The following is a 24,322-nucleotide window of genomic DNA, read 5'->3' as shown; positions in this document are numbered from 1 at the left end:
TCTCATTCCGCCTTCCCTCTTTGTACAAGACAAGAGAGTGATCTCTTACATCTATTCCCATTTTAATGTGTTTACATCCATTTGCCTAGTCTTTTAGAGGCACTCCTTTTACATTACATACAGTAGTCTCTTGTCTCTTTATTCCACGGTTCGTCTTTCCGTAATCCATTACCGCCATTAAAAATGATACACTAGGGAGAGTTCGTTTTAATGAACGCGAAATAAACACGCTTGAGGTGAACTGTATCATGCATGAAGATTTTTTCGGACAGATGGAGCAATTGACTGGTATTCAACTGAATCCTGTCCAACAACAGGCAATTGAACATGACCATGGTCCGTTGCTGTTACTCGCCTCACCCGGCTCAGGAAAAACAACGACCCTTAATTTTAAGATTGCCTATTTGATTTTACAAAAAAAAATTGAACCACATCGTATTCTAGGACTGACCTTCAGTAAGGCAGCAGCGCGTGAGATGGCGGATCGGTTTTATCATCTATTTCACGAATTAATTGGAACAACAGCAGCTTTTTCAACGATTCATAGTTTTGCTTTTCAAGTCGTTCGGGATCATACGTCACAGCAACGTCTCTCGTATACGATCATTGAGGGACCGATGGATCAACAACATCCGAATGCACCACATAAAAGGATGCTACTCCGACGTATTTTCCAAGAAATCAATCGAAGTGTCGTCACTGATGATCAAATGGATGAGTTATTACGAATGATTTCCTTCGTCAAAAACCGCCTCCTTTCTTTAAAAGAAATCAAGGCAGTTCCGACGACAATCAAACATTTCCCTGACATCTATGTCGCATATGAACAATTCAAATCGCGTGATCCATTACATCCCTTACTCGACTTTGATGATATGTTGACATATGCGAATACGATTCTTGAGCAAGACCGTCGTTTATTGCAACATTATCAACGTCGCTTTGACTATATCTTGACGGATGAGAGTCAGGATACGTCACTTGTCCAGCACCAATTAGTCGAAAAATTAGCCTTACCACACAACCGCCTTTGTGTTGTTGCAGATGATGATCAGACGCTATACAGTTGGCGCGGCGCAGACGCTTCTAAAATTTTGCACTTCAAGGACACGTATCCAAATGCGACAGTCCTATACATGGAACAAAATTATCGATCGTCTCAAGACATTGTCTCGGTCGCTAACCAATTCATTCAGCGTAATAAAGCACGCTATCCAAAACAGATGTTTACGGAAAACGCCTCTGTTCGTCCGATTATCTTAGAAACGCTATCGACTTACGAGGACCAGACCCGCTATCTGTTGAATCAGTTACGGACAGAGACGAATTACCGTGAAGTAGCCATCTTATACCGCAACAACGCTTCATCGATCAATGTGATGAATGCTTTGGATCAAGCAAACATTCCGTTCTATATTAAGGATGTCGACCATAAATTCTTCAGTCATTGGATTTTGAAGGATATTTTAAATTTCATGACATTCGCACAAGATCCGACAAATATCGAGGTTTTAGCAACTATCCATACGAAGTTCGCAGGATACATCTCGAAAGCTCAACTTGCCCAACTACAACAGTTCGGTACGAGTGAGTCTTTGTTTGATCTACTCATCAATAAAATCGATATGAAATTTTACCAAAAGAAACAACTTCAACAAATGAAGCGCACGTTCGCCTCGATTCAGACTGTTCGACCGTCTGCCGCACTCTCCCTCATTCGTCATGAACTAGGCTATGAAAAGAATTTGCGGAAAATGAGTGAGAGTCTCGGTTTTAGCCTCGATCATCTGCTCGAGACACTGAATACGATTGATAATATCGCGAGCGATGTACCAACGTTACTCGCCTTTCGCGAACGAATTACGCATCTTGAACAACTAATGCGTAACGCCAAACAAAATAAAAACCAAAATGCAGTCACTCTCTCGACGTTCCACAGCGCAAAGGGACTCGAATTTGATCGTGTCTTCATGATTGATTTAGTCGCTGGTATTCTTCCATCCGCCGATACGATCAAGGCTTATAAAAATGGACAACTCGATGATATGGAAGAAGCAGCACGACTGTTTTATGTTGGGATGACACGAGCCCGACACGAGCTACATCTCCTGTCCTATCGATTTAAATCGAAATCGTTCGATGTCTCACCATTCGTCGAAGATGTTCATCGCCTCGTCACACCGGATGATGCCAAGCGAAAAGAAGAACGCCAGCGTCCTGCTGTTGCAGCAAGAGCTAGTGTTCCTCCATTACCGATTATCGAGAACATGCGTGTTTCCCATACAGCATTCGGACCAGGAACAGTCTTGCACCTGGTCGATGACGTCTTAGAAATTTCGTTTGACCAAGGAATGAAAAAACAGCTCTCGCTACAAGTCTGTTCCGAAAATGGTTTACTTGAAATTCTATGATTTACAAAGAGCCTGTCCCCACACGAAGATGTGAGACAGGCTCTTTTCTAAAGCATCAGTATTTCGTTGACGACTCGTTTTGACGAACTAAGGCATCCCGAATTTCTGTCAGTAATTTTTCTTCTGTCGTTGGCACTGCCTCTTCTTCGACGACTTCTTCCTTCTTCCGGAACGAAGTGATACCTTTGACGAAGATGAACAAAGCAAAGGCGATCAATAAGAATTCAATACTCGCTTGAAGAAATTGACCGTACTGTAACTCCGCATTTCCGACCATGACCGATAATCCTTTGACATCAACACCACCGATAATGATCCCGATCAACGGCATGAAGACACTATCGACGAGCGACTTGATGATCCCGCTAAAAGCGGCACCAAGTATGACCCCGACCGCTAAGTCGATCACGTTCCCGCGAAATGCGAACTCCTTAAATGCCTTAAACATGAAACGTCCCCCTTACCAAGCGCGGGACGCCAACTGCTGAATCGCATATCCGACGCCGTGCTCATCGTTTGTTTTCGTCACGTAATGGGCGATCTCTTTTGCTTCATCGTGACCATTCCCCATCGCAATCGCCTTGCCAGCAACTTTGAACATCGGAAGATCGTTCAAGTTGTCTCCGATGACAGCGACCTGTTCGATTGGTACACCGAGATGGTCGGCAAGAATTTTGACCGCTGTTCCTTTATCAGCACCGACTGCCATGACTTCGATGTTATCATGTCCTGACGACGTAACATACACACCGTCGACCTTCTGTTCAATTTCCTGCCAGATTTTTTTCATTAGTTCTTGATCAAACGAGAACGAGATGAACTTGAACACTTGCCCCGCTTGATTGCGGATATACGAACGGAAGCCATCGATCATCTTGACATCTTCATGGACATAATAGCGATCGTGGAAGAAATCGAGCACTTGTTTTGCCCGATCACTCTCTTCACTGAGCTCTTTCAGTGAATCGTAGGCTGCATCGATTGTCGCTCCTTGCGCTGTCACGAGTCCTTGATCACAGAACATCTCGAAGAAGACTTCATATTGGCTGATGATGCCGTAAATTTGTTGCGCTTGCTCCGTCGTTAACGTCGTCGCACTCAATTCTTCTCCATCGACCGTCATGACGCGCGCTCCGTTTGACGCGATGATTGGACAATGAATACCTGCTGCATCCGTTAATTCCTTTGCATTTAAGTAGTTACGTCCTGTTGCAATTGCAAATTCGACACCTTGCTCGCGTGCTGCTTCAATTGCCTGAATCGTCTCTGGTTCAATTCGTTGCTTACCCGAAAGAACGGTACCATCCATGTCTGATACGAGTAGTTTGATTGGATTTGTCATCGTCTTCACTCTCCTCTTTTTCTCTTTCCATACCACTATACCATCTTTCACATTTTGGCTGGTCCTAAACACCGTTTACAAGATTGGTGACAACAAACGTGAAATACTTTCCTTGAATTTAATCATTCTTGAGCGATCCGCATAGGACTCGACCGTCATGAGCTTCGAGACGTCACAATCAGCTAGGAAAAGCCGTTCCAGTTCAGTCGCGATATCTTGATCATAAACAATCGTATTCATCTCAAAATTCAAACGAAAACTTCGTGCATCAATATTCGTCGTTCCGACTGAAGCGATTTCGCCATCGACGACGATTGTTTTCGCATGCAAAAAGCCAGGTTCATACGTATAGACTTTAGCCCCGTAAGACAGTAGCTCTCCTACAGCGGCAGTCGTTGCCCAATAAACAAATGGATGATCCGGCTTGTTCGGGATCATGATGCGTACTTCGACCCCAGATAATAAGGCAGCCTTACACGCATCTAAATAACTCGTATCTGGAATGAAATAAGGTGATTGGATATAAATCGTTCGTTTCGCTTCGTTGATCATTTTAATCAAAGCAAGCTTCAGATATTCTGACCGAGAGTCCGGTCCTGATGTGACGATTTGCATCGGTAATATATCATGAATCGTGTGTGTTCCGTAGTAAAACAATGATTTTTCCGTATAGATGTCACTTGCTTGGTTCCAGTCGAGAATAAAGCGGTCGAGTTGATCGTGAACGACGTCACCTTCCAAGCGAAAATGCGTATCCCGCCAGTAACCGAACTTTTCATCGATTCCAAGATATTCCGTACCGACGTTAAATCCACCGATATAGCCAATACGACCATCGATGATGCAGGATTTACGATGATTACGGTTATTTAATCGAAAATTGACGAACCCAATCGTTGACGGGAAGAAGGCAAACACTTCCCCACCATGTGCCAGTAACTCCTTAAAATCCGTTCGTTTGAGGCTACGTGAACCGACAGCATCGTATAACAGTCGAATTTTGATCCCGCGACGGGCGCAGTCGATTAATGTATCAATCAACGCTAATCCGAGGCGGTCCTTTTGAATGATGTAGTACTGAATATTCACTTCATGCTCCGCCTGTCGAATATCTTGAATCATCCGATTGAATTTCTGTTCCCCATCCGAAAGAATCTGCAGTTGATTCGAGAGACTAAGCAAAGAACCGTTCGACATCAAATTCATTCGAATCATATCGCGATGCTTTTGAATCATCGGGTGCCTTCCCATCGTGGTCAATTCTTTCTTCTGTAAAGTAATTCGTCTCTCTTGTTCTAGCTGTTCTTCATCCGTGACACGGTAAAAATTCGTTTTTTTCAATAGTCTACCGAAAAAGAGATAGACGAGAAATCCGACGAGCGGAACAAAATACAAGATGAATACCCATGCCCACGTCGCCCCAATATCACGCCGTTCAAGAAAAATAACCGTCAAAACAGCCAAGATATTCATGATGAGCAATCCGTAAACGATGATGATCGTAAATGTACTCCATACTTCCATCATACAATTCCCTCCCGTTTCGACGGTATCGTTTGATTTTTGATTCCTCTGTCTCTTATTCCCGTTTCCTGCCTCATCATTCTTCTGAAGACAAAAAAACCTTTTTGAAGCACTCGTGGCTTCAAAAAGGTTTCAATCCATCATGACTCTCGGCACGGTTCCGGTTGTTGTAACGCCATTTGTTCAAGTGTCGTCTTGACACCCGCAACACAGTCTGGCAGTCCAACACCATCATATGCAAGTCCTGCTAAATGAATGTGTGGATAATGAGACGAAACGGCATCCCGTACTGCTTGAATCCGCTCCGCATGTCCAACCGTATAGGCAGGTAATCCGTCTAGTAATCGACTGATGACAACGCGTTCCGGTTGTAGTGCACGTCCACAAATTTTTTCTAGATCTTCTAAGACGACGCGCTCAATCACTTCGTCTGATTCCCGAACAAGAGCGTCTTTTCCTGGCCGTCCAATGAAAGCACGAAGTACCGTATGGTTCGGTGCTGCATGATTCCATTTTTGATCAATCGCCGTGCACGCTGTAATCGAATACGGTGCTCGCCGGTTGACGATGAATCCTGTTCCATCAATCGGTAATGCTGTTTCCTTGTCGAAAATTAACGTGACGGTCGCAGTCGAGTGTGTCGAAAGGTTCGCGAGTCCCGGTAGTGTTACTTCTGGTAACAAGGACACGACTTGGCGATGTGGAATCGTCAATAAAATATCATCAGCGAACTCCGGTCCATGATCTGTTTCAAGACGATACCGTCCGTCGTCTTCCCGTTCGATTGATCGAAGCGGTGTTTCAAGGCGAATTTCTGTCCGTTCGAGCACCTCTTCTAATCGTTCGACGAGCGATTCGAGTCCGGTCGCAAGCGACAAGAATTGACCTGTCGCTTTGAGCGTCGGACCTTGTTGCTGATCAAGCGGACGCATGAGGCGCATCCCCTCAAACAAGCTTCCTGCTTTTTGCTCATTCGCAACGAATTGCGGATAGGTCGCAAACGTACTCATCCGATCAATATCCCCCGCATAGATGCCTGAAAGAAGCGGTTCGATCAACTTCTCAACGAGTGCATCCCCTAGGCGTGGACGTAGGTATTCTCCTAGTGGAATGTCACGTTCTGGTATCGTTAAATCAGCAGGAGGGTGAAGCAAACGCTCCGTCACTTCTGCTTTTTCTTCTTCCGTCAATAGAGAGGTCTGTGCAAACAACTCTAAATCTGTCGGAATTCCCATGACGGCACCTTTTGGAATCGGATGAAGACCACGTGCATCCAAGATATAGGCTTGCGACGTATTATTCCGGACGAGCTGATCGCCTAACCCAATCTCTTCGATGAGATCCGTCAGCACGTGTTTTCGTGCAACATACGAATCCGGACCACGTTCGATCGTTAATCCTTCATCTCGAAATGTCGCCACCTTCCCACCGAGACGACCTTCTGCTTCGAGTAAGGTGATGTTCATTTCCGGAAACTGTTTCTCTGCATAATAGGCAGCTGCAAGTCCTGAAATACCGCCGCCTACGATGACGAGACGTTTACTGGACATAACTACCCACCTGTTTCGCAACGGCTTCCGTGACAGCTTTCATGAAAGCTGGATCCGCGTTTGGCATGACAGGTCGAGCATAATGGATTCCGAGTTCGTCGCAAACGACTTTACATTCGTAATCATTATCGAATAATACTTCTAAATGATCGGCAACGAAACCAACTGGTACGTAAACGAATGCTTCGTACCCTTTTTCTTCGTAGACGTCACGCGTAAGATCCTGAACATCTGGTCCAAGCCAAGGTTCTGGCGTTTGTCCAGCTGATTGCCAACCTGTGATCATATGCGGTACACCAGCACGTTGGGCGATTAATTCTGCTGTTTCTTTCAATTGCTCTGGGTACGGATCACCGTTTGCAATGATTTTCTCAGGCAGACTGTGTGCTGAAACGACGAGGACGGCTTTTTCTTCAGGTACTGGTAAAGCGTCGAACGTCTTACGGATTTCTTTTCCCCACCAATCAAGGAACGCTTCTTCTTTATACCAGGATTCAACAGATGCGAGGCGAATACCATGTTGATCCGCGACTTCCTTCGCACGACCATTATACGAACGAATACTGAACGTCGAATAGTGTGGCGCTAGAACGACCGTGACCGCTTCCGTGATGCCGTCTTTTGCCATTTGCTCGACAGCATCTTCAACGAACGGTTCGATGTGTTTGAGACCAAGGTAGAGTTTGAACTCGATCTCGCCCGCATATTTCTCAGACAATTGACGGTGTAACTCTTCTGCCTGATCAATCGTAACTTGCGCGAGTGGCGATACGCCACCGATGGCTTCGTAGCGCTCCGTCAACTCTGCCAATGCTTCTGGAGACGGTTTGCGCCCACGTCGAATGTGCGTGTAATAACGCTCGATATCTTCAGGTTTATACGGCGTACCATACGCCATGACAAGTAATCCTAACGTTTTCATTTTCCTACCTCCATTTTTTCTTTCGAATAATCATGGATAAATGCAGTCAAACGTTTCAAGACTTCTGGATCGACTTCCGGGAAAATACCGTGACCAAGATTAAAAATGAACCCTGGTTGTTTCATTCCCATGTCAAGAATCTCTTTCGCTTTCGCTTCAAGGATATCCCATGGTGCCAACAGATATGAAGGGTCAAGGTTTCCTTGGACAGGTTTCGTCAGCCCACGCTCACGTGCTTCATCAATCGACAAACGCCAATCGAGTCCAACGACGTCTAGTGGTAAGCTGTGCCATTCTTCTGCCAAGTGACTCGCTCCTACACCGAACATGATCATTGGTACACCTGTGTCTTTTAATTCCGTGAAAATGCGTTCCATCGTTGGTTTGATGTAACGGACATAATCTTTCCGGCTTGTCGTGCCGACCCACGAATCAAAGATTTGGAACGCTTGGATCCCTGCATCTACTTGTGATTTGATGTAATCGATGACCATGTCACCTAGTTTCTCCATTAAGGCATGCCATACCTCAGGTTGTCCATACATCAATGCTTTCGTTTTATGGTATCCCTTTGAAGGGCCGCCTTCAATCATATAGCTCGCAAGCGTAAATGGTGCCCCGGAAAAACCGATCAACGGTACTTCGAGCCGTTCACGCAACAAGCGAATCGTCTCATAGATGTACGGGATATCTTCGCGATTGAATGGTTGCAGTGCTTCGACATCCTCCATCGTGCGAATCGGGTTCGCAATGACTGGACCGATCCCACTCTTGATTTCGACATCGACGCCCATCGATGGAAGTGGTGTCATGATATCTTTATACAGAATTGCTGCATCGACCCCTAATTGTTTTACAGGTAGTTCTGTCACATATGCGCCTAGTTCCGAGTCATGTGTGATCTCGAAAAGCGTCCGTGTCTTCTTGATTTCACGATATTCCGCTTGATAACGACCTGCTTGTCGCATGTACCAGACGGGAACGTGATCAATCTGCTCGCCACGGATCGCCCGCAAAAACGTATCATTGAATTTCTTCATCATAACTACCCCTTTATACTCGTTCTAACGCCCCAAAAAAACGTACGATAAGTTTGTGAACACAGAAACATTATATCTGAAATTAAGAAGTCTGTGCCAATAAATCGTTTACAAAATGACAGTTCTGTTACCAGTTCATGAAATGTTCACTGTTTCTTGTAAAGACCGAATGCAGCGTTTAATTGACCACGGATTAAGTCAGAACGTTGCTGTTCCGTTACCTTCCGTTCTTTTTCACGTATTTCATGTGTCCGCCAGCCATCTTCAATTTTTTCCGCGACTTCGACGAGTCGCTCGACATCCGTAAATGAATATTTTCGTGTCTTTCCGTTCGTCCGTTCTGGAAAGATTAGTTTTCGTTCTTCATAGTAACGAATCTGACGTTCCGATAATCCGGTCAATTCACAGACGATTCCAATCGACATCACCTTTTTCTCACGGTAGTTCATATTCGTCACTCCTTTCCACAAAAATACCATGTCAGATTTTCTGACACAACACGTTTCTTTGAAAGTATTTCCGTCTAAAGTAAACACATACTTTAAATGGATAAAGGAGGAACGACAATGAAACTGGAACAACTCGCTATCTCAGTCGATACGTTTTATGTCTTATTCGCAGCACTGCTCGTCTTTACGATGCAAATCGGATTCTTACTTTTAGAAACAGGAATGTTACGGGCAAAGAACGCAGGGCACGTCGCTGTCAAACAGATCATCAGCTTCTCAGTTGCCGCCCTCGCCTTTTGGGCCATCGGATTCGGATTGACGTTCGGTGATGGTAATTCCATTATCGGAACAGAAGGGTTTTTCTTAAATGGAGGATTCAGTAGTCTCGATTGGTCGAACATCACGATTGATGTGAAATTCCTCTTCCAACTCTCATTCGTCGCTGTCTCCCTTGCAATTGCTTGGGGCGGATTCGCAGAGCGTGCTAAATTATCAGTCTATCTATTATTCGGAACGTTTTTCGTTGCTATCATCTATCCGATCATTGCACGTTCCGTTTGGGCAGGTGGATTCCTCGGTTCGCTCGGAATGCAAGACTTCGCCGGATCAACAGTCGTTCACTTACAGGGCGGGATCGCCGCACTCGTTGCTGCTTTACTGCTCAAAAAACGAATCGGTGCTGAAAAAACACCGTTGCTTGGACATAATGTTATCTACTCTGTCGTTGGTGCTTTCATTCTTTGGTTATGTTGGTTCGGATTCAACGCTGGTTCGACATTAACGATTGCCGACGGATTCTTTAGTTATGTTGCCTTGACGACATTACTTGCTACTGCAGCAGGTGCACTCGGCGCACTCGCCATCTCATTCTGGCACCGCCGTGTTGCAGATATCCCGTCGATCATCAACGGTGTCTTAGCTGCACTCGTTGCGATCACAGCAGCCTGTGCTTTCGTTGAACCATGGGCAGCCGTCGTTATCGGATTCCTTGCTGGTGTAATCACGTATGGTACGAGCATTCTTCTCGCAAGTCGCGTTGATGATCCTCTTTGTGCCTTCTCCGTCCACGGTGTCGCTGGTATCTGGGGTACACTCGCAACTGGATTCTTCGCCTCACCACGTCTCGTTGAAATCACAGGTATCGGACAAGCCGGTCTCTTCTACGGTGGAGGTTTTACGCAACTCGGTGTTCAAGCACTCGGTGTCGTTTTCGCCGTCGTCATCGTTAGCGTCTTGAGTTACGCCTTCTTAAAGGCTCTCGATCTTACGATTGGTCTTCGAATCACACGGGAAGATGAACTCCGTGGACTCGATGTCGCTGAACATGGTCAAGCTTCTTACGATCTCCCTGCCCCGGTCAGCAAGGAATTACGGATGGTCGAAGAAGAAGATCTATCAAACGAACGCGTCAATTAATAAGGGATAACGAACAAGAGCCTACACGATTAACTCTCATCGTGTAGGCTCTTTCTAATTGTCTATCATTTGCGTGCGTAGTATTCACCGATCATAAGTGCCAAGACCGCTCCACCAACGACATAAATGGACCCGCTTAAAAAGAATCCAATCAGTGTCAGTACGATGCACTGACTGATTGCTGCAAAGCGAATGATTTTCCGTTTAGCATGAACGGAATTCCCATACGGTAATAGACGGGTCAACAGGTGCTGATCGACTGCTTTTGTAAATGGTGCCAACTGGAAACTCGTTAATCCGCCGAACGCTGGAATCGCAAGAGCGACGAACCACTCGTTGCCGCTTGCCAACCACATGAAGACAACTCCAATTAACGTCAAACGAACAATCAATCCGATACCGTCTCCACTTCGAATGAACTGTTTGACGTACAGGTAATCAAATGTCGTTTGCGCTCGATACGGAATTCGCTCGACCATGTTGCTTAGCAGACGACGTCGTTTGTACGTTGCTGACAAATGTGGAACATCGACGAACCAATTCGCTAATCGATAAAATCGATCGCGCGATTCCTGCTCAAGCGCAATCCATTCGCGAAGCGGAAGGTGGTCTTGACGCTTCAAATGGAGTACGACCATTAAGAGAAGCGCGACGACGATCGCCATCCACGCCATATCGATGATGACGAGAAGTGCCGCTCCGAACGCATATAACAGCACCGTCCGATGTGCAATTCCTTCAAGTTTTGATAAGTTCGCTGCCGCTCCGAACAAAGCAAGTGCTACTCCAATTAAAACAAGTTCAAGTGGTGTCGTCTGTTCCGTTCGAACATAGAGAACAACGACAGCTAAAAACGGAATCACGGCACGGATGATACCAAAGACTGCATTGTACGCTCGTACTTGTTGCATAAACCCTGATAACTTCGCTAATACCGGTAACAAAAACACTTGATCCGCCTCAACGAGAAACGTCCGACTCGTCCGGTAGAGCGGTAAAATCAGAAACAAGGCTGCCATGACGAACCGACCAGGAAACGACGGATCGAGTTGGTCGAGGAAACGACCGTATACGACTAAACCGTACAAAATAACGAAGTACACGGTAAATAATAGTCCACCATTCGCCATATACCTTGTGTATTTCACCGTCTCGGTCATCGCCGCCTGATACCGTTCCTTCCATAAGGACTGGCTGTTCATCGTTCCGCCTCCTCGATCGCAGCGACGTACAGATCATCGAGTGTTCCATCTTGTAGTCCATATCGTGCACGTAAAGCAGCTGTCGTTCCTTCCGCTGCAATGTGACCCTCATGTAAGAGTACGAAGCGATTACAATGCCGTTCTGCTGTCTCAAGGATATGCGTCGACATTAAAATACCTTTACCGTCCTGCTTGAGTTCACTAAAAATTTGTAGTAACTCGCGAATCGCGAGCGGGTCTAGTCCAACGAACGGTTCATCGACGATCAACAGCTCGCTGCCTGTGACGAGTGCACACAAGATCATCGCTTTTTGTTTCATCCCTTTTGAGAAGACACTTGGAAACCATTCGAGTTGCTTCGTCATTCGAAGTCGTTCAGCGTAATGTTGCGCGCGTTCTGTCGCGATTGCTTCTTCGACGTCATATCCTTGCGCCATCAGACGAAGGTGCTCCCGTAACGTCAGTTGTTCATATAACATCGGTTGTTCTGGAATGTATGCGACCTGACGACGATACTCGGTTTCGTTAGTTTCTAAATCCATTCCGTTGATTCGAACTGATCCCGTCTTGACTGGTAAAAGACCAAGGATGTGCTTGATCGTCGTCGATTTCCCCGCACCATTTAAACCGATCAAACCGACGAGTTCACCCTGATCGACTTCGATATTGATGTCATGCAGAACGGTTTTTGACCCGTATCCTCCTGACAAACCTTTGATATCTAACAACATATTTGCCACTCCTTTTAGGCTCATCGTAAAGTAGATCCTATTAAATTTTCTAGCTTAACGCCTAGTTTTTTAAAATATAATGTTTTAATACTTGTTTTTTCGGCAATTACTCTAAGTGTAATCGTTACATCAATATATGAAAACGATTTACATGTAAATTGAAAGTGAAATCAATGAATCGTTCATTCATTCTTTATTAAGTGGTCTAATCATCTAGTCCTTTTATCGAACGAACGATTTCAGATTTTTTCATTTTCGCACGTGTTTATATTTGCCTGAAAACAGGTAAAACTAATATGTAGAGGGGATGTTTAAAAATGGGATTCTTATGGGCGTTAATTATTGGTGGTCTGATCGGTTGGATCGCAAGCCTTATCATCGGGAAAGACGTACCAGGTGGCATCATCGGTAACATCATTGCTGGTTTCATCGGTTCAATGATCGGTCAAGCTATCTTCGGTTCAATGGGTCCAAAAATCGCTGGTTTTGCAGTCATTCCGGCTATTCTCGGAGCAGTCATCTTAATCTTTATCGTTTCACTTATTCTCCGGGCAGTACGCAAGTAATCATATATTTTAAATTGAAAAGGAGTGTTTTAAATGGGATTCTTATGGGCATTAATCGTTGGTGGTATTATTGGATGGTTAGCAAGTCTTATTCTAGGTAAAGATGTGCCAGGCGGTATTATCGGTAACATCATCGCTGGTTTCGTCGGTGCATTGATCGGTCAAGCATTATTCGGAGATTGGGGTCCAATGGTTGCCGGATTCGCAATCGTACCTGCTTTACTCGGAGCTATCATTCTTATCCTCATCGTATCGTTCATTCTCCGTGCGGTGAATAAACGATAAACAAAAAAAATCCCCCGGACATGATGTTCGGGGGATTTTTGTTAGTCTTTTAATTGTAACCACATGCCGTCTTCTCGCTCGACGACTCGTTTTTCTGCTCGTAAGTTCAACCATTCGAACACCCCTTCAAGAAAACTAGACGGATACTCCCAAATCGTACCGACTTGTTCTCGCTTCTTTCCTTCTGGTTTTCCAGCGATGGCTTCAAGTTCTTCCGGCGTCTTATTCAAGCGAATTAATAACTCATCGACTTGACCTGACTGATAGGTCACTTCATACCCATCGTATCGTGCTCGATTGGCGACCGTCGAATCAGGCGTTCCGAACATGTTCTCAAACGAGTCACGTGAACGTCCAAGGTATCCGGTCATCGTATCGATACTTTTCCCGGTCCGCGCTTTCACTTCTGTCTCTAGTAACGTTTTGATATCGACCGCATATTCATTCGACACCGTCGTGTTGAACTGATCGGCTAATTTAAAATCAACAGTCGCGTTCGGTTCATCTCCGAGTTGTACGGTCTTCGACTCCTGGACCGTCTGTCCTGGCTGCTCCGCACTCACCTGAACATCGTATTCACCCGGAGATCGCTTGATTTCAATTGATTTCTGATCAATCGTTCCGATCTCTTCTCCATCGAGTGAAACTTCTGTCTTAGGCACATCACTCGAAACAGTCATCCTTTGAAGATTCACATCAAGAGAATACTGTTCATACCAAAGCCATCCATCCTCTTCTTTTAATGTAAACACGTGTGTTTTTACCTGTTTACCTGCGTCTTGATCCTGTTTGACTTGTCCGATGACTCGTTGCGTTCGCTCTGAATCAGCCGTCAGCCAATTAACAAGTCGTGTCGCTTCACTCATCGGCAATGACTTACCATTCATGGTGACTAGCTTTTGGAATCCACGCTGATCCTTTTCCTTCAGTAAACTGGCAAGTCGCTCATCGGTTCGTTCAAGCTTCGATGCTTCTTGCATGTTACGTCCGAACCAAAAGGCAAATAATAAAAAAAGACTGACTATGATGATGCTGCCGATAAGCAGACGCTGTTTTCGTTTTTTTTGTGCCGTCGAGGCTACTCGTGATGCCATGCAGTTCGCTCCTTTTCTTCATTAGCTGTATGTTTCTAAGTGTATCGACTTCAAATTGACTGTCAATCGTGCGGAAGTCGGAAACTTTCCGTATACTAATATTATCTTACCTAAAGGAGTGAACGTCCCATGCAAAAAGAGTCATGCATCTTCTGTAAAATCGCTCGAAAAGAAGTCCCAGGTCATATCGTATTCGAGAACAAACAAGTTCTAGCTTTCCTCGACTTATCACAAGTGACGAAAGGACATACGCTCATCATTCCTAAACAGCATGCAGATAACATGTACGATCTCTCTCCTGAACAAGCACAAGACGTATTTGCGACGATTCCGCAAATCAGCCGTGCGCTGCAACAAGAAACTAGTGCAGCCGGAATGAATCTTTTATCGAATACAGGAAAAGTAGCCGGTCAATCGGTATCCCACTTCCATCTCCATCTCATTCCGCGTCATGATAAACAAGACGGCTTTGGTGCAAAGTGGGAAGTTCATAACGATGAATACACGACGGAAGAGTTAGCTGAACTCGCTAATTCGATCGCCTCGCGTATCTAAGTTTGTTCTTTTTCTTCTATTATTAGAAAAATATTGCCGAAATAGGTTTCTTCCATTCAATTTTCGGTAAAATAATATGAAACAAATATTTTAATATTAAAAAGGAGGTTCAATATGTCGAAGCGTCCCCCCCGTAATTGGGTCGCTTTTGGTGCTACGCTAACACTTGTGACTTTTTACGGTCTGAAGGCGCTTCGCCAAGGTACGAAAAGCGACTCTTCGAACGGTCATCAACGTCGAAATTCTTATTCTACAATCGTAACGAATGTGCAGGATTTGACCCTGGAGGGCAAGAACTTAGTAGAGACAGCAAAAGCGTCTGGTATGCACTTCAAAGATGAAGTCATGCAGAGCGTCTCGGAATACCAAACGGAAGTCCAAGCATCGCTCACGAAGATCCAGTCTCTCGCTGATGAAGCGAAACAGGAAGCAGACCAACTTTCTCCACAAAAGTAAGATCCGTTGCTTCGATTTGTTTTTGTATAGTTTGCATTTTGCGCGTTTGAGCCATTGTCACCTTTCGAAAGGATGAGTCAGATATGGAACACGAAAAGTTATATCCTGGACAAGAAGCATTGTTGTATAGCCACAAGATTGTCCAGTTAAGCAAAGCACTATGGAAAACGGTAGAAAAAGATTGGCAAAACTGGATCAAGCCTTTTGATCTGAACATTAACGAGCATCATATCTTATGGATTTCGCATGCACTAGGTGGTGCATCGATTTCTGAAATTGCAAAGTATGGTGTCATGCACGTCTCGACGGCATTTAACTTCTCGAAGAAGTTAGAGGACCGCGGACTGTTGACGTTCTCGAAAAAGGAAACCGATAAACGAAATACCTACGTCCAGTTGACTCCAGAGGGTGAATCGCTCTTGCTTGAGACGATTCAAGCATTCCGTCCTGAAGAAAACGGCGTCTTCCGTGCCTCACTTCCTCTTCAGGAACTGTACGGGAAATTCCCAGAATTAACGGACATCTCCGCGATTGTACGTCGCCTGTATGGCGATAGCTTCATGGACATATTCGCTGAAACATCAAAGATGATCACGGAAGAAGCAGATCGTCGTCCGCAAGATCCAGTCATGGACTCGATTAAAAAAGCATAACATCATCAAAAGCGTTTTAGCCTCTAGCTAGAATGCTTTTTTTAGGTCTTTTTTCCTCATGACAAGGACATTACTACTATGTCTCAAGAGCATTATTTCCCTCACAATTTCCCATAAAAATTATCCTCAACCGGCTACTTGGATGTGATAGCATGGAAAAGAGCAAGTATCTCTTGGCATGACAAGATACAGCTGTCAACCAGACGAGAATATGATATGATAAAACGGTTGAAATAAATGGTAAATTAGGGGTGTATGTATGAAAAAGAAATTGTTAGGCGCAGCAGCAGTCGCAAGTGTATTTACGTTAGCAGCATGTGGATCAAATGACGAAGCCGTCATCAATTACAAAGGTGGCGAAGTCAACAAGGCTGACGTCCAAGAAGAAGCATACGAAAAAGCTGGTGCTCAAATCGCCTTCCAGCAAACGATGAACAAATTGCTTGAGAAAAAGTACGGCAAGGAAGTCACGGATAAAGAAGTCGAAGCAGAAGTCAAGAAAACTAAAGACCAGTTCCCAGATAAAGAGCAGTTCAATACAACATTGAAATCTGCCGGAATCAAGAACGAAAAAGAATTCGAGACAGTTCTTCGCACACAAATGCTCTTAACGGAAGCAAAATCTGCGAAATCAAAAGTAACAGATAAAGAAATCCAAGAGCGTTTTGACCAAGAGAAAGTCGAAGTCAAAGCAAGCCATATCCTCGTTGCAAAAGAGTCTGAAGCAAAAGACATCAAAAAGCAATTGGATGACGGTGCGGACTTCGCGAAACTCGCAAAAGAGAAATCAACAGATACAGGTAGCGGTACAAAAGGTGGAGATCTTGGATACTTCACAAAAGGTAAAATGGTCAAGGAATTCGAAGATTATGCGTTCAAGGATGGCGTTGAAGGTAAAATCTCCGATCCGATCAAAACACAGTTCGGTTACCACATCATCAAAGTAGTCGATCGTAAAGAAAAGAAAGACTTTACGCTTGATAAAGAAAAATCACGCATCAAAAAAGCACTCGCTGAAGAAAAAGCAGCACAAGTTAACCCGAACGATATCTACCGTTCACTCATGAAAGAATACGATGTCAAAATCGAAAATAAAGACTTCAAAGATGCTTTCGATCTAGATAAACAAGAACAACAACAAATGCAACAACAAATGATGCAACAACAACAGCAGTAATCAAAAAGGAAGCCTTCGCGGCTTCCTTTTTTGTCGTCTTTCTCAAGACAAACTATTTAGCGAACGGTCCGAATCGGCGCCCGCTCATATTGTTTCGGCAAAACGACCGTATCCCCTAGTTCGGCTGCTGCATGATAGACCCAGTAAGGCTGGCGCAGCAACTCACGTGCGAGCAGGACGATATCGGCTCGACCGTTACGGACGATTTCTTCTGCATGGGCTGCGGTCGTGATCAATCCAACCGCTCCCGTTGCAATACCCGTCTCTCGTTTTAACTCTTCCGCGTAGGCTACTTGGTAACCCGGGTACACTTCCGGCACTGCATTCGCTACGACAGCACCCGAACTACAATCGAGTAGATCGATGTTACGTGTTGCTAGTTCTTTCGCAAGTGGAATATAATCCGTTGCCGTCATTCCCCCTGTTGCGTGATCTGCTGCTGAGATCCGGACCCAAATCGAGAGCTTTGAGACTGCCTGGATGCCATCAATGACCTCTAACAACAAGCGCATCCGATTTTCCGTCGATCCACCGTACTGGTCCTCACGCACATTCGATAACGGAGAGAGGAATGTGTTCAATAAGTAACCATGAGCACCATGAATTTCGATGAAATCAAATCCTGCTTTTTCCGCACGCAGTGCTGCATCGATGAACTGTTGCTTGATCGTTGCGATTTCCTCAAGCGTCAATGCTCGCGGATGTGTATACGTATCATCAAATGGTAAGTCACTTGGTGCAACTGGCGGTTCTGCCGTTGTGCTTTTACGCCCAGCGTGAGCCAGTTGAATACCTGCTTTAGCGCCCGCTGCTTTGACTTGCTCTGCGATCCGTTGTAAGCCTTCAATATGTGCATCTGACCAGATTCCGAGATCACCAGCTGAAATTCGACCGTCTGGCGTGACGGCACTTGCTTCTAAAATAACGCCACCGACTCCACCCATTGCACGGGTTGCATAGTGCGTGACATGCCAATCCGTAACGAGTCCATCTTCTTTTGCACTGTACATGCACATCGGTGCCATGATGACCCGATTGCGGAATGTCAGTGTTCCGAGTTGAACCGTATCAAACAACTTCGTCTTCATCTTTCTTCCCCCTTATAGCTTCGGACGGTAAAAAGCACGATTGTCCAAGGCAAATGATCGTTCCGAGAACTGTCCTGGTTCGACATATTCAAGGAGACGATCCATCATCGTCATCCGTGCATCGAGATTATCGATCAAGAATAAGACTTCTGCTTCACGCATTTGTGGTGCAACGGCAGAACCCCATTCTGGTCGTCCATGATGACTTAAGACGAGATGTTGCAAGACCGTCAGTACTTCTGCGTCGATTTGTAATTCTGCTCCGACTTTTTCAAGTTCCGCTACCATCATCGTAATATGGCCGACAAGCTTGCCAGGTAACGTATATTCCGGTGCAACCGGATCGGATAACTCCTTGATTTTCGCATAATCGTGCAGAATGATGCCACTGATTAGCACATCGCGGTTGAGCGTCGGGTAGAGTTGAGCGATTTGGTCCGCTAGACGTAACATTGAAAGGACGTGGTAAGACAGTCCAGAATAAAAGGCATGATGGTTCTTGACTGCTGCCGGATGTGTGAAGTAAGCGTCAAATCGTGAAGTAATCAAATGTTTGACGAGCTTTTTCATATCACTGTTTTGAATCGATTCTACGAACGCGAGTACTTCCGTCTCGATCTGTTCTCGTGGAATCGGTGCAGATTGGACATAATCCTCGACATTCGTCTCCTCAAGGACAGTGATTTGCTTGAGCTTGAGCTGCGTCCGTCCCCGATAGTCCATCACTTCTCCAGCGGCATGGACGATCGACTTCGGTGCATATTTCTCAAGATCACTCGTATCCCACATCTTCGTCTCGATTTCACCTGTCTTATCCGTCAAGATAATCGTCAAATACGGCTTGCCGTTTGCCGCAATTCCTTTGACCGCCTGCTTGATCATCGCTCGCTGATCGAGCGTTTCTCCAATCGCTAACTTACCGATTCCTTTCATACTTGAAACACGTCCTTTATCTGTAAAATAGGTGTCTTTTTTATACTCCATTAACTACACTTAAGGCATATACTATTTCATTCTACTATATGGGAGTCATGAACATGGAACTGGAACCTCAATTTAATTGGTCCCGCTATCTCGATTTAGCTGACTATGAACAAACACTTCCGACAACTGCTGTCGACCAATCTGAAATGGATTGGGTCACGCAACTACGATCGAAAGATATGAACTTCACTCGCTCGGAAAAAGGAGTCCTTTACGGAGCTGTCGTGACGTGGCAAAATCCAGTCGACAAAAGCGATCGTCGCTCGATTTGTTTTTACGTGACAAAAGAAAAACTGATCACGATCGGACTGTCTGAATCAATCGTCACACTTGTCGCCCCTTACTCGCCCGCGCATCCGTTCGCTGCCTTTTATACGATTCTTGCTTTGCAGTTGAATACGTATTTTGCTGGGATTGACCTATTTGAAACAGAACTGTTTTCAAGGCAGGATGAACTGCGTGGTAGCATCAATGAAGATTCGCTCGATAGCATCTTCGCACTGCGCGATACGATCGAGAACTGGTCCGATTTGATCGTTCCATTTCAAGAACTCGTCATGGCCGGAGAGGAATCGTTTCTCGAGGAAGAGTCGTATCTTGAGGACCTTTCCTTGAAACTAGCTACGAAACGTGTCCGCCGTCTGTTGATGCTCATTGAACACTATCAAAAAGACATCGAGGTTCTCCTGGATTTATCAACGACCGTCTCGAATTTCCGTGGAAACGAGATCATGAAGGCATTAACGATTTTTACTGCCGTCGCAACACCGACGATGGCACTCGGCGCGATTTGGGGAATGAACTTTAAAATAATGCCCGAGCTAGAATGGAAATACGGCTATGCGTTATCCCTCAGTCTAATTTTTTTATCGACTGGTGGCATCTTTTACTGGATGCGCTGGCGTGGTTGGTTAGGTGCACTTGTCCGTATGCCAAAGAATAGTCGACCAAAAAAATAGATATCAGAACATAAGTTCGTTATACTAATTGTATCATATCTGTCGAAAGGAGACGCTTGTCCGATGGAACGAAAAATCATTCATATTGATATGGACGCCTTTTATGCTTCCGTCGAGCAACGCGACCGTCCTCGATTAAAGGGTGTCCCTGTCGTTGTTGGTGGACCACCTCATGCCCGTGGTGTCGTAGCGACCTGTTCCTATGAAGCACGTAAATACGGCATCTATAGCGCGATGCCTTCAAGACGCGCATTTCAGCTTTGCCCTCGTGCCGTCTTCATTCGGCCCCGCTTTGACGTCTATCGTGCCGTCAGTGCGCAAATCATGGAACTCTTTCGAGAAGTGACGCCGCTCGTCGAACCGCTCTCACTGGATGAGGCGTACTTAGACGTCACGGAAAATTATTTTGATCAAAAAAGTGCGACCTATATCGCACAGTACGTCTTACAGCAAATTAAAGAACGGACCGGTCTGACTGCTTCTGCTGGTGTCTCTAACTCAAAGCTCGTTGCGAAGGTCGCTTCCGGTTATGAGAAACCGAATGGGCTGACGGTCGTTCCACCAGAGGATGTCCTCAGTTTCTTATCGCCCTTAAAAATCGGTGACTTGCATGGCGTCGGAAAAGTTACGGAACAAACGTTACGGAAACAAGGGATTGAGACAGTTTCTGATGTCCAACAGATGCCCGTCGAACAATTACGGGCATTGCTCGGACGCGATCGTGGCACAGAACTGCATGCGATGGCACATGGGATCGATGAGCGACCGGTTCGACCGGAACGTGAGCGAAAATCGATTGGTTCTGAGACGACTTTCGAAGAGGACACAGAGGATATCGATACGATATTTGAGACGTTGATCCGAGAATCAAAATCGGTCATTGCGAGCTTGCAGAAAAAAGAACTCGTGTGTCGGACAATCACGATCAAGTGGAAGACTGACACATTCCAGTCACGTTCGAAACGTCATACCTTTTTAGAAGAAACAGCAAACGAAGAGCGTTTACTTGAGGAAACAACTAAACTATTTAATGGTATTACCTTTGACGGTCCGATTCGCTTGATTGGTATGACAGTCAGCCACCTCACTACGCCTCCCGCTGCGAGACAGTTGACATGGCAAGATCTAGACTTACGCTTGTAAAATGAATGGTAATTCATTATACTGAGGACAAGAACGAGCGAACAAGGGAGGAACAGGTATGCAATATACGATTACAGTGTTTTCAGATCGTGGGGAAACGTTGCTCGATGACGTCTTTGAAGCAGAGTCGGATGGACAGGCACGGGAAGAAGGCATTCGTCGCCTGAGCGCGAGTGAGTATGCTCATCATGCCGCTCGTGTCACGCGTTCCGGTCGGTTGATTCATTTCGAGCGGGCTTACCTGCCAAGGATTGTTCCTGCTTCATCTTGAGCGATACATGAAAAAAGGAAGACACGCCATATTGGCACGTCTTCCTTTTGCTTACTTATTGCACGTCGTCTTGTTGCTCCATCATTGGTGCATAGAGTTCTTCTAACGGCTTCATGATGATTTGTGTAACTTCCGTCAGCATCGTGTGCATCCGTTGCTCTTCTTGCATCAACTGGCTGATCAATGGGTTGTTTTGTACTTCAAGCATTTTCGTTTGTGCCGATGCCATATCGTCTGGTGTAATTTCTTCACCTTGCATCTGTTTTTGTTGTAATTCGAGTTGGATGTTGCGGAACGATGCGAACAATTCGTTTGATTCTGGATCTGCGTTGACTTGTGTATACAAATCTTTTAATGTCGTATACTCCGAAGTTTCGCGTAAAGCGCGCTCCAGTGTGTACGCGTGATCGTATAAGTTTGTTTCTGCCATGAATAAAACCTCCAATTTATTTAGACGAGATAAAGCCCCGCCTGTATCAATCCAATTAAACCACCTAACAACCCTCCAAGCCAAGTGATAGCCCGGAATTCTCGCTTAGAAATCGATAAGACGATTTCCTCTAAATATGCTGTATCCAGTAAATCAACTTCTTCTCGAACGATTGTTTCGAGATCGAGCGTCTGTAAGATTTGCCCGATTTGGTTCGTCGTCCGCTCGAATAGATGATCGATGACGACAGGAACATGCTGCTCGAGTACTTGTGACTCAAGTGGACTTAACCAGACACGTAATGGTGTAGCAAGCATTGATTCAATCGGCAAACGCGCCATGATTTGTTCTTTGACAGTCTGTCGAATGCGCGACTCTGACTCTTCCGTCAGATAAGACGAAAGCGGGCGATCCAGTCCCTTTTGCCATTCCTGACGTAATAAGGCAAGGATGAATTGAGACGTCGACTCTGATTGAAGTACCCGTTTCAGCTCCGGCTGAATCATATCAACGACATTGACGTTCGCGAGCAACATCCCGAACATTCCCCCACCGAGTCGTTGTTGAATGAAACGAGCAACGGTTTCTTCGAGTTGTACGCGTCCTTCAGGTCCGTCAAAATATTCTTCTGCTTGATGCAATACGGATGTGACAAGTCGCGGCATGACCTCTTCGATTTTTTGTTCCCCAGCTTCTCCAATCAGTTCGCGTACGGACTGCTCGCGCCACTTGCTCATTAAGTTCGAAAACTCCTGCTCCAAGTGATAACTGATTTTCCCTTGAATCCGTTGTTTCGGTTCATCAATGAAACGACTGATCCACGCTTCCGTCGTCTCTTCGGAACGTGTCCATTTCATGACTTCTTGTTCGACGAGACGTGTAACAGCCCCTCGGACAGCTGGTGATGCGAGACGCTTTCCGATTCCTTCTGGCGTCAAGAGATGCTTGACGACCGTCCGTCCGAGATTTGCTGCTAGTTCATCCCGTCGTTTAGGAATCAGACCCGGCGTAAATGGTACGCGAAACTTTCCGATATATTTCGGCTCAAGTGGTCGAAATAACATCCGAATCGCTAGATGATTCGTAATTGCACCAATCAGGGCACCAATGACGATGATTCCGACAAGCTTCAACACAAGTAAAAATGTATCTGACATAAGTTATCATTCCTTCCGATTTTCGACTTATGGTAAAGTCGAGATAGTTATGTACGATTTAGGAGTGATGCCGTGTGTTACGACAACTGATGACTTTATTCAATGACCAGCTTACGACCGACCCGAATCTGTATTGCCAGGAACAGTATAGCGTATATCGTCTTGCAGATGGGCTTTGTTTTGGAATCAAAACGACCGCCATCTCCGACCGCGAACAACAACTACTTGATGTATTTGCTGAACGCATCATCACGACAACTCGGTCAGATACCGATACGTGGCGAGAGCGTCTCCAATCTGCTCATGCGCAGGAAGACCAACCCTTTCGACTCGTCCATTTTTTGTTCAATCCGACGGATGAACGAACAAGCGAAGAAATTCAACAATTGCTCTCCTCTTTCTTTTCGCAGACGAGTACTCTTATTCCTTTTAGTACACACCGCTTTACGGTCGTCGAACGTGAAGAGTTTGTCATCGAATCAGAACTATCCGATTTATTTTTAGCATTACAATCTGATTTTGTACTCGACGGTAAGGTATTACTTGGTCAACAACGTGCTGCAGGCGATATCGCGGTTCAGTTTCAATTAGAACAAGCAGCGCTAGCATCCGTTCCTTCGATGCAAATCGAGCGCTTCTTACCTGCTATGACTCGTCTCGCAAGTCTAGATGATCGGTACCGCACAACACTTATCGATCAGTTCATCCTTTCACTCGAGCCAGAATCTCGTGAGACGATCCTCGCCTTTTGTCGCGCCAATTTAAACGTTTCTCTGACAGCAAAACATCTATTCTTACATCGTAACAGTCTCCAGTATCGACTCGATCGATTGACGGAACAGACCGAAATCGACGTCCGTTCATTTGAAGGGGCTACTTTTCTCTATACCTTACTTCTTGTAGCATGATGCCTAATT

General features: G+C 45.3%; 26 protein-coding genes. 12 read left to right on the top strand and 14 right to left on the bottom strand.

What is annotated here, in order from left to right; all coding sequences use genetic code 11:
* Positions 1-248: 248 nt before the first annotated feature.
* Positions 249-2,411: an ATP-dependent helicase gene (locus K6T22_RS03925; RefSeq protein ID WP_238239002.1), complete on the top strand. Its 2,163-nt coding sequence runs from the start codon at positions 249-251 to the stop codon at positions 2,409-2,411.
* A gap of 55 nt (positions 2,412-2,466) precedes the next feature.
* Here the strand turns inward: K6T22_RS03925 and mscL are convergent, their stop codons facing one another.
* The 7 genes from mscL to K6T22_RS03890 form a co-directional block, all read right to left on the bottom strand.
* Complete coding sequence (mscL, locus tag K6T22_RS03920) at positions 2,467-2,859, bottom strand: large-conductance mechanosensitive channel protein MscL (RefSeq protein ID WP_238239001.1); 393 nt, start codon at positions 2,857-2,859, stop codon at positions 2,467-2,469.
* A 12-nt stretch (positions 2,860-2,871) separates the two neighbouring features.
* Positions 2,872-3,753 (bottom strand): Cof-type HAD-IIB family hydrolase, encoded by an 882-nt coding sequence (locus tag K6T22_RS03915; RefSeq protein WP_238239000.1) that lies wholly within the window; start codon positions 3,751-3,753, stop codon positions 2,872-2,874.
* A 75-nt stretch (positions 3,754-3,828) separates the two neighbouring features.
* A complete protein-coding gene (gene cls, locus K6T22_RS03910; protein WP_425293151.1) occupies positions 3,829-5,277 on the bottom strand; it encodes a cardiolipin synthase in 1,449 nt (482 codons plus the stop codon).
* A 140-nt stretch (positions 5,278-5,417) separates the two neighbouring features.
* A complete protein-coding gene (gene hemG, locus K6T22_RS03905; RefSeq protein WP_238238998.1) occupies positions 5,418-6,827 on the bottom strand; it encodes a protoporphyrinogen oxidase in 1,410 nt (469 codons plus the stop codon).
* On the bottom strand, positions 6,817-7,749 hold the full coding sequence (gene hemH / locus K6T22_RS03900; protein WP_023467355.1) for a ferrochelatase: 933 nt from the start codon (positions 7,747-7,749) through the stop codon (positions 6,817-6,819). The genes hemG and hemH overlap by 11 nt, the downstream gene beginning before the upstream one ends.
* Positions 7,746-8,792 carry a uroporphyrinogen decarboxylase gene (gene hemE / locus K6T22_RS03895; protein WP_053452647.1) on the bottom strand — a complete coding sequence of 349 codons (1,047 nt, stop codon included), beginning with the start codon at positions 8,790-8,792 and terminating at the stop codon, positions 7,746-7,748. Before hemE ends, hemH begins: the two co-directional genes overlap by 4 nt.
* Positions 8,793-8,935: 143 nt before the next feature.
* Positions 8,936-9,238 (bottom strand): MerR family transcriptional regulator, encoded by a 303-nt coding sequence (locus K6T22_RS03890; protein WP_023467353.1) that lies wholly within the window; start codon positions 9,236-9,238, stop codon positions 8,936-8,938.
* 117 nt (positions 9,239-9,355) lie between these two features.
* Here K6T22_RS03890 and K6T22_RS03885 point away from each other — a divergent pair, with 117 nt between their 5' ends.
* Complete coding sequence (locus K6T22_RS03885; RefSeq protein ID WP_238238997.1) at positions 9,356-10,654, top strand: ammonium transporter; 1,299 nt, start codon at positions 9,356-9,358, stop codon at positions 10,652-10,654.
* Between the two features lie 65 nt (positions 10,655-10,719).
* On the opposite strand, the gene K6T22_RS03880 is transcribed toward K6T22_RS03885, so the two are convergent.
* Positions 10,720-11,856, bottom strand: coding sequence for an ABC transporter permease (locus K6T22_RS03880; protein ID WP_238238996.1), 1,137 nt, complete (start codon positions 11,854-11,856; stop codon positions 10,720-10,722).
* Positions 11,853-12,587 (bottom strand): ABC transporter ATP-binding protein, encoded by a 735-nt coding sequence (locus tag K6T22_RS03875; RefSeq protein ID WP_238238995.1) that lies wholly within the window; start codon positions 12,585-12,587, stop codon positions 11,853-11,855. Before K6T22_RS03875 ends, K6T22_RS03880 begins: the two co-directional genes overlap by 4 nt.
* Before the next feature lie 317 nt (positions 12,588-12,904).
* Between K6T22_RS03875 and K6T22_RS03870 the strand changes: the two genes are divergently transcribed.
* Positions 12,905-13,153 carry a GlsB/YeaQ/YmgE family stress response membrane protein gene (locus tag K6T22_RS03870; RefSeq protein WP_023467349.1) on the top strand — a complete coding sequence of 83 codons (249 nt, stop codon included), beginning with the start codon at positions 12,905-12,907 and terminating at the stop codon, positions 13,151-13,153.
* Between the two features lie 33 nt (positions 13,154-13,186).
* The gene (locus K6T22_RS03865; RefSeq protein WP_029340936.1) at positions 13,187-13,438 is read left to right on the top strand and encodes a GlsB/YeaQ/YmgE family stress response membrane protein; all 252 of its coding nucleotides are present in this window, start codon (positions 13,187-13,189) and stop codon (positions 13,436-13,438) included.
* Between the two features lie 41 nt (positions 13,439-13,479).
* Here K6T22_RS03865 and K6T22_RS03860 read toward each other — a convergent pair whose 3' ends face one another.
* A complete protein-coding gene (locus K6T22_RS03860; RefSeq protein ID WP_238238994.1) occupies positions 13,480-14,532 on the bottom strand; it encodes a hypothetical protein in 1,053 nt (350 codons plus the stop codon).
* Between the two features lie 129 nt (positions 14,533-14,661).
* Here K6T22_RS03860 and K6T22_RS03855 point away from each other — a divergent pair, with 129 nt between their 5' ends.
* From K6T22_RS03855 to K6T22_RS03840, 4 genes are all read left to right on the top strand, one after another.
* Complete coding sequence (locus K6T22_RS03855; RefSeq protein WP_238238993.1) at positions 14,662-15,087, top strand: HIT family protein; 426 nt, start codon at positions 14,662-14,664, stop codon at positions 15,085-15,087.
* A gap of 114 nt (positions 15,088-15,201) precedes the next feature.
* Positions 15,202-15,543, top strand: coding sequence for a hypothetical protein (locus K6T22_RS03850; protein ID WP_238238992.1), 342 nt, complete (start codon positions 15,202-15,204; stop codon positions 15,541-15,543).
* Between the two features lie 83 nt (positions 15,544-15,626).
* Positions 15,627-16,196, top strand: coding sequence for an HTH-type transcriptional regulator Hpr (locus K6T22_RS03845; RefSeq protein ID WP_023467344.1), 570 nt, complete (start codon positions 15,627-15,629; stop codon positions 16,194-16,196).
* A 259-nt stretch (positions 16,197-16,455) separates the two neighbouring features.
* On the top strand, positions 16,456-17,373 hold the full coding sequence (locus tag K6T22_RS03840; RefSeq protein ID WP_238238991.1) for a peptidylprolyl isomerase: 918 nt from the start codon (positions 16,456-16,458) through the stop codon (positions 17,371-17,373).
* A 56-nt stretch (positions 17,374-17,429) separates the two neighbouring features.
* On the opposite strand, the gene namA is transcribed toward K6T22_RS03840, so the two are convergent.
* Both namA and K6T22_RS03830 read right to left on the bottom strand, forming a co-directional pair.
* A complete protein-coding gene (namA, locus tag K6T22_RS03835; protein WP_238238990.1) occupies positions 17,430-18,461 on the bottom strand; it encodes an NADPH dehydrogenase NamA in 1,032 nt (343 codons plus the stop codon).
* Between the two features lie 12 nt (positions 18,462-18,473).
* The gene (locus K6T22_RS03830) at positions 18,474-19,394 is read right to left on the bottom strand and encodes an HD domain-containing protein (RefSeq protein WP_053452637.1); all 921 of its coding nucleotides are present in this window, start codon (positions 19,392-19,394) and stop codon (positions 18,474-18,476) included.
* 104 nt (positions 19,395-19,498) lie between these two features.
* Between K6T22_RS03830 and K6T22_RS03825 the strand changes: the two genes are divergently transcribed.
* The 3 genes from K6T22_RS03825 (at position 19,499) to K6T22_RS03815 (ending at position 21,818) form a co-directional block, all read left to right on the top strand.
* Complete coding sequence (locus K6T22_RS03825; protein WP_238238989.1) at positions 19,499-20,404, top strand: magnesium transporter CorA family protein; 906 nt, start codon at positions 19,499-19,501, stop codon at positions 20,402-20,404.
* A gap of 63 nt (positions 20,405-20,467) precedes the next feature.
* The gene (gene dinB / locus K6T22_RS03820) at positions 20,468-21,547 is read left to right on the top strand and encodes a DNA polymerase IV (protein WP_238238988.1); all 1,080 of its coding nucleotides are present in this window, start codon (positions 20,468-20,470) and stop codon (positions 21,545-21,547) included.
* A gap of 58 nt (positions 21,548-21,605) precedes the next feature.
* Positions 21,606-21,818 carry a YhzD family protein gene (locus tag K6T22_RS03815; protein WP_238238986.1) on the top strand — a complete coding sequence of 71 codons (213 nt, stop codon included), beginning with the start codon at positions 21,606-21,608 and terminating at the stop codon, positions 21,816-21,818.
* 55 nt (positions 21,819-21,873) lie between these two features.
* Here the strand turns inward: K6T22_RS03815 and K6T22_RS03810 are convergent, their stop codons facing one another.
* Together K6T22_RS03810 and K6T22_RS03805 are read right to left on the bottom strand one after the other, a co-directional pair.
* Positions 21,874-22,248: a YlbF/YmcA family competence regulator gene (locus tag K6T22_RS03810; RefSeq protein ID WP_023467337.1), complete on the bottom strand. Its 375-nt coding sequence runs from the start codon at positions 22,246-22,248 to the stop codon at positions 21,874-21,876.
* A 20-nt stretch (positions 22,249-22,268) separates the two neighbouring features.
* Positions 22,269-23,405: a DUF445 domain-containing protein gene (locus K6T22_RS03805; protein WP_238238984.1), complete on the bottom strand. Its 1,137-nt coding sequence runs from the start codon at positions 23,403-23,405 to the stop codon at positions 22,269-22,271.
* 74 nt (positions 23,406-23,479) lie between these two features.
* On the opposite strand from K6T22_RS03805, the gene K6T22_RS03800 reads away from it, so the two are divergent.
* Entirely contained in the window at positions 23,480-24,313 is an 834-nt protein-coding gene (locus K6T22_RS03800; RefSeq protein WP_238238983.1) for a PucR family transcriptional regulator, read from the top strand.
* The last annotated feature ends 9 nt before the right edge of the window (positions 24,314-24,322 follow it).

Origin of the sequence: Exiguobacterium acetylicum (genome assembly GCF_022170825.1) — a bacterium.
Lineage (GTDB): Bacteria > Bacillota > Bacilli > Exiguobacteriales > Exiguobacteriaceae > Exiguobacterium_A > Exiguobacterium_A acetylicum_B.
The sequence above is the reverse complement of the archived record's forward strand: the minus strand, read 5'-3'. Positions and strand labels throughout refer to the sequence as shown.

Bases quoted from the DNA above. Each gene is read 5' to 3' on its own strand.
- hemG (WP_238238998.1), bottom strand. From the start codon at position 6,827: ATGTCCAGTAAACGTCTCGTCATCGTAGGCGGCGGTATTTCAGGACTT.
- K6T22_RS03885 (WP_238238997.1), top strand. From the start codon at position 9,356: ATGAAACTGGAACAACTCGCTATCTCAGTCGATACGTTTTATGTCTTA.
- K6T22_RS03855 (WP_238238993.1), top strand. From the start codon at position 14,662: ATGCAAAAAGAGTCATGCATCTTCTGTAAAATCGCTCGAAAAGAAGTC.
- K6T22_RS03915 (WP_238239000.1), bottom strand. From the start codon at position 3,753: ATGACAAATCCAATCAAACTACTCGTATCAGACATGGATGGTACCGTT.
- K6T22_RS03875 (WP_238238995.1), bottom strand. From the start codon at position 12,587: ATGTTGTTAGATATCAAAGGTTTGTCAGGAGGATACGGGTCAAAAACC.
- hemE (WP_053452647.1), bottom strand. From the start codon at position 8,792: ATGATGAAGAAATTCAATGATACGTTTTTGCGGGCGATCCGTGGCGAG.
- K6T22_RS03810 (WP_023467337.1), bottom strand. From the start codon at position 22,248: ATGGCAGAAACAAACTTATACGATCACGCGTACACACTGGAGCGCGCT.
- K6T22_RS03805 (WP_238238984.1), bottom strand. From the start codon at position 23,405: ATGTCAGATACATTTTTACTTGTGTTGAAGCTTGTCGGAATCATCGTC.
- namA (WP_238238990.1), bottom strand. From the start codon at position 18,461: ATGAAGACGAAGTTGTTTGATACGGTTCAACTCGGAACACTGACATTC.
- K6T22_RS03850 (WP_238238992.1), top strand. From the start codon at position 15,202: ATGTCGAAGCGTCCCCCCCGTAATTGGGTCGCTTTTGGTGCTACGCTA.
- K6T22_RS03865 (WP_029340936.1), top strand. From the start codon at position 13,187: ATGGGATTCTTATGGGCATTAATCGTTGGTGGTATTATTGGATGGTTA.
- hemH (WP_023467355.1), bottom strand. From the start codon at position 7,749: ATGAAAACGTTAGGATTACTTGTCATGGCGTATGGTACGCCGTATAAA.
- K6T22_RS03860 (WP_238238994.1), bottom strand. From the start codon at position 14,532: ATGGCATCACGAGTAGCCTCGACGGCACAAAAAAAACGAAAACAGCGT.
- K6T22_RS03815 (WP_238238986.1), top strand. From the start codon at position 21,606: ATGCAATATACGATTACAGTGTTTTCAGATCGTGGGGAAACGTTGCTC.
- K6T22_RS03840 (WP_238238991.1), top strand. From the start codon at position 16,456: ATGAAAAAGAAATTGTTAGGCGCAGCAGCAGTCGCAAGTGTATTTACG.
- K6T22_RS03880 (WP_238238996.1), bottom strand. From the start codon at position 11,856: ATGAACAGCCAGTCCTTATGGAAGGAACGGTATCAGGCGGCGATGACC.
- K6T22_RS03870 (WP_023467349.1), top strand. From the start codon at position 12,905: ATGGGATTCTTATGGGCGTTAATTATTGGTGGTCTGATCGGTTGGATC.
- K6T22_RS03830 (WP_053452637.1), bottom strand. From the start codon at position 19,394: ATGAAAGGAATCGGTAAGTTAGCGATTGGAGAAACGCTCGATCAGCGA.
- K6T22_RS03890 (WP_023467353.1), bottom strand. From the start codon at position 9,238: ATGAACTACCGTGAGAAAAAGGTGATGTCGATTGGAATCGTCTGTGAA.
- dinB (WP_238238988.1), top strand. From the start codon at position 20,468: ATGGAACGAAAAATCATTCATATTGATATGGACGCCTTTTATGCTTCC.
- K6T22_RS03925 (WP_238239002.1), top strand. From the start codon at position 249: ATGCATGAAGATTTTTTCGGACAGATGGAGCAATTGACTGGTATTCAA.
- K6T22_RS03825 (WP_238238989.1), top strand. From the start codon at position 19,499: ATGGAACTGGAACCTCAATTTAATTGGTCCCGCTATCTCGATTTAGCT.
- mscL (WP_238239001.1), bottom strand. From the start codon at position 2,859: ATGTTTAAGGCATTTAAGGAGTTCGCATTTCGCGGGAACGTGATCGAC.
- cls (WP_425293151.1), bottom strand. From the start codon at position 5,277: ATGGAAGTATGGAGTACATTTACGATCATCATCGTTTACGGATTGCTC.
- K6T22_RS03845 (WP_023467344.1), top strand. From the start codon at position 15,627: ATGGAACACGAAAAGTTATATCCTGGACAAGAAGCATTGTTGTATAGC.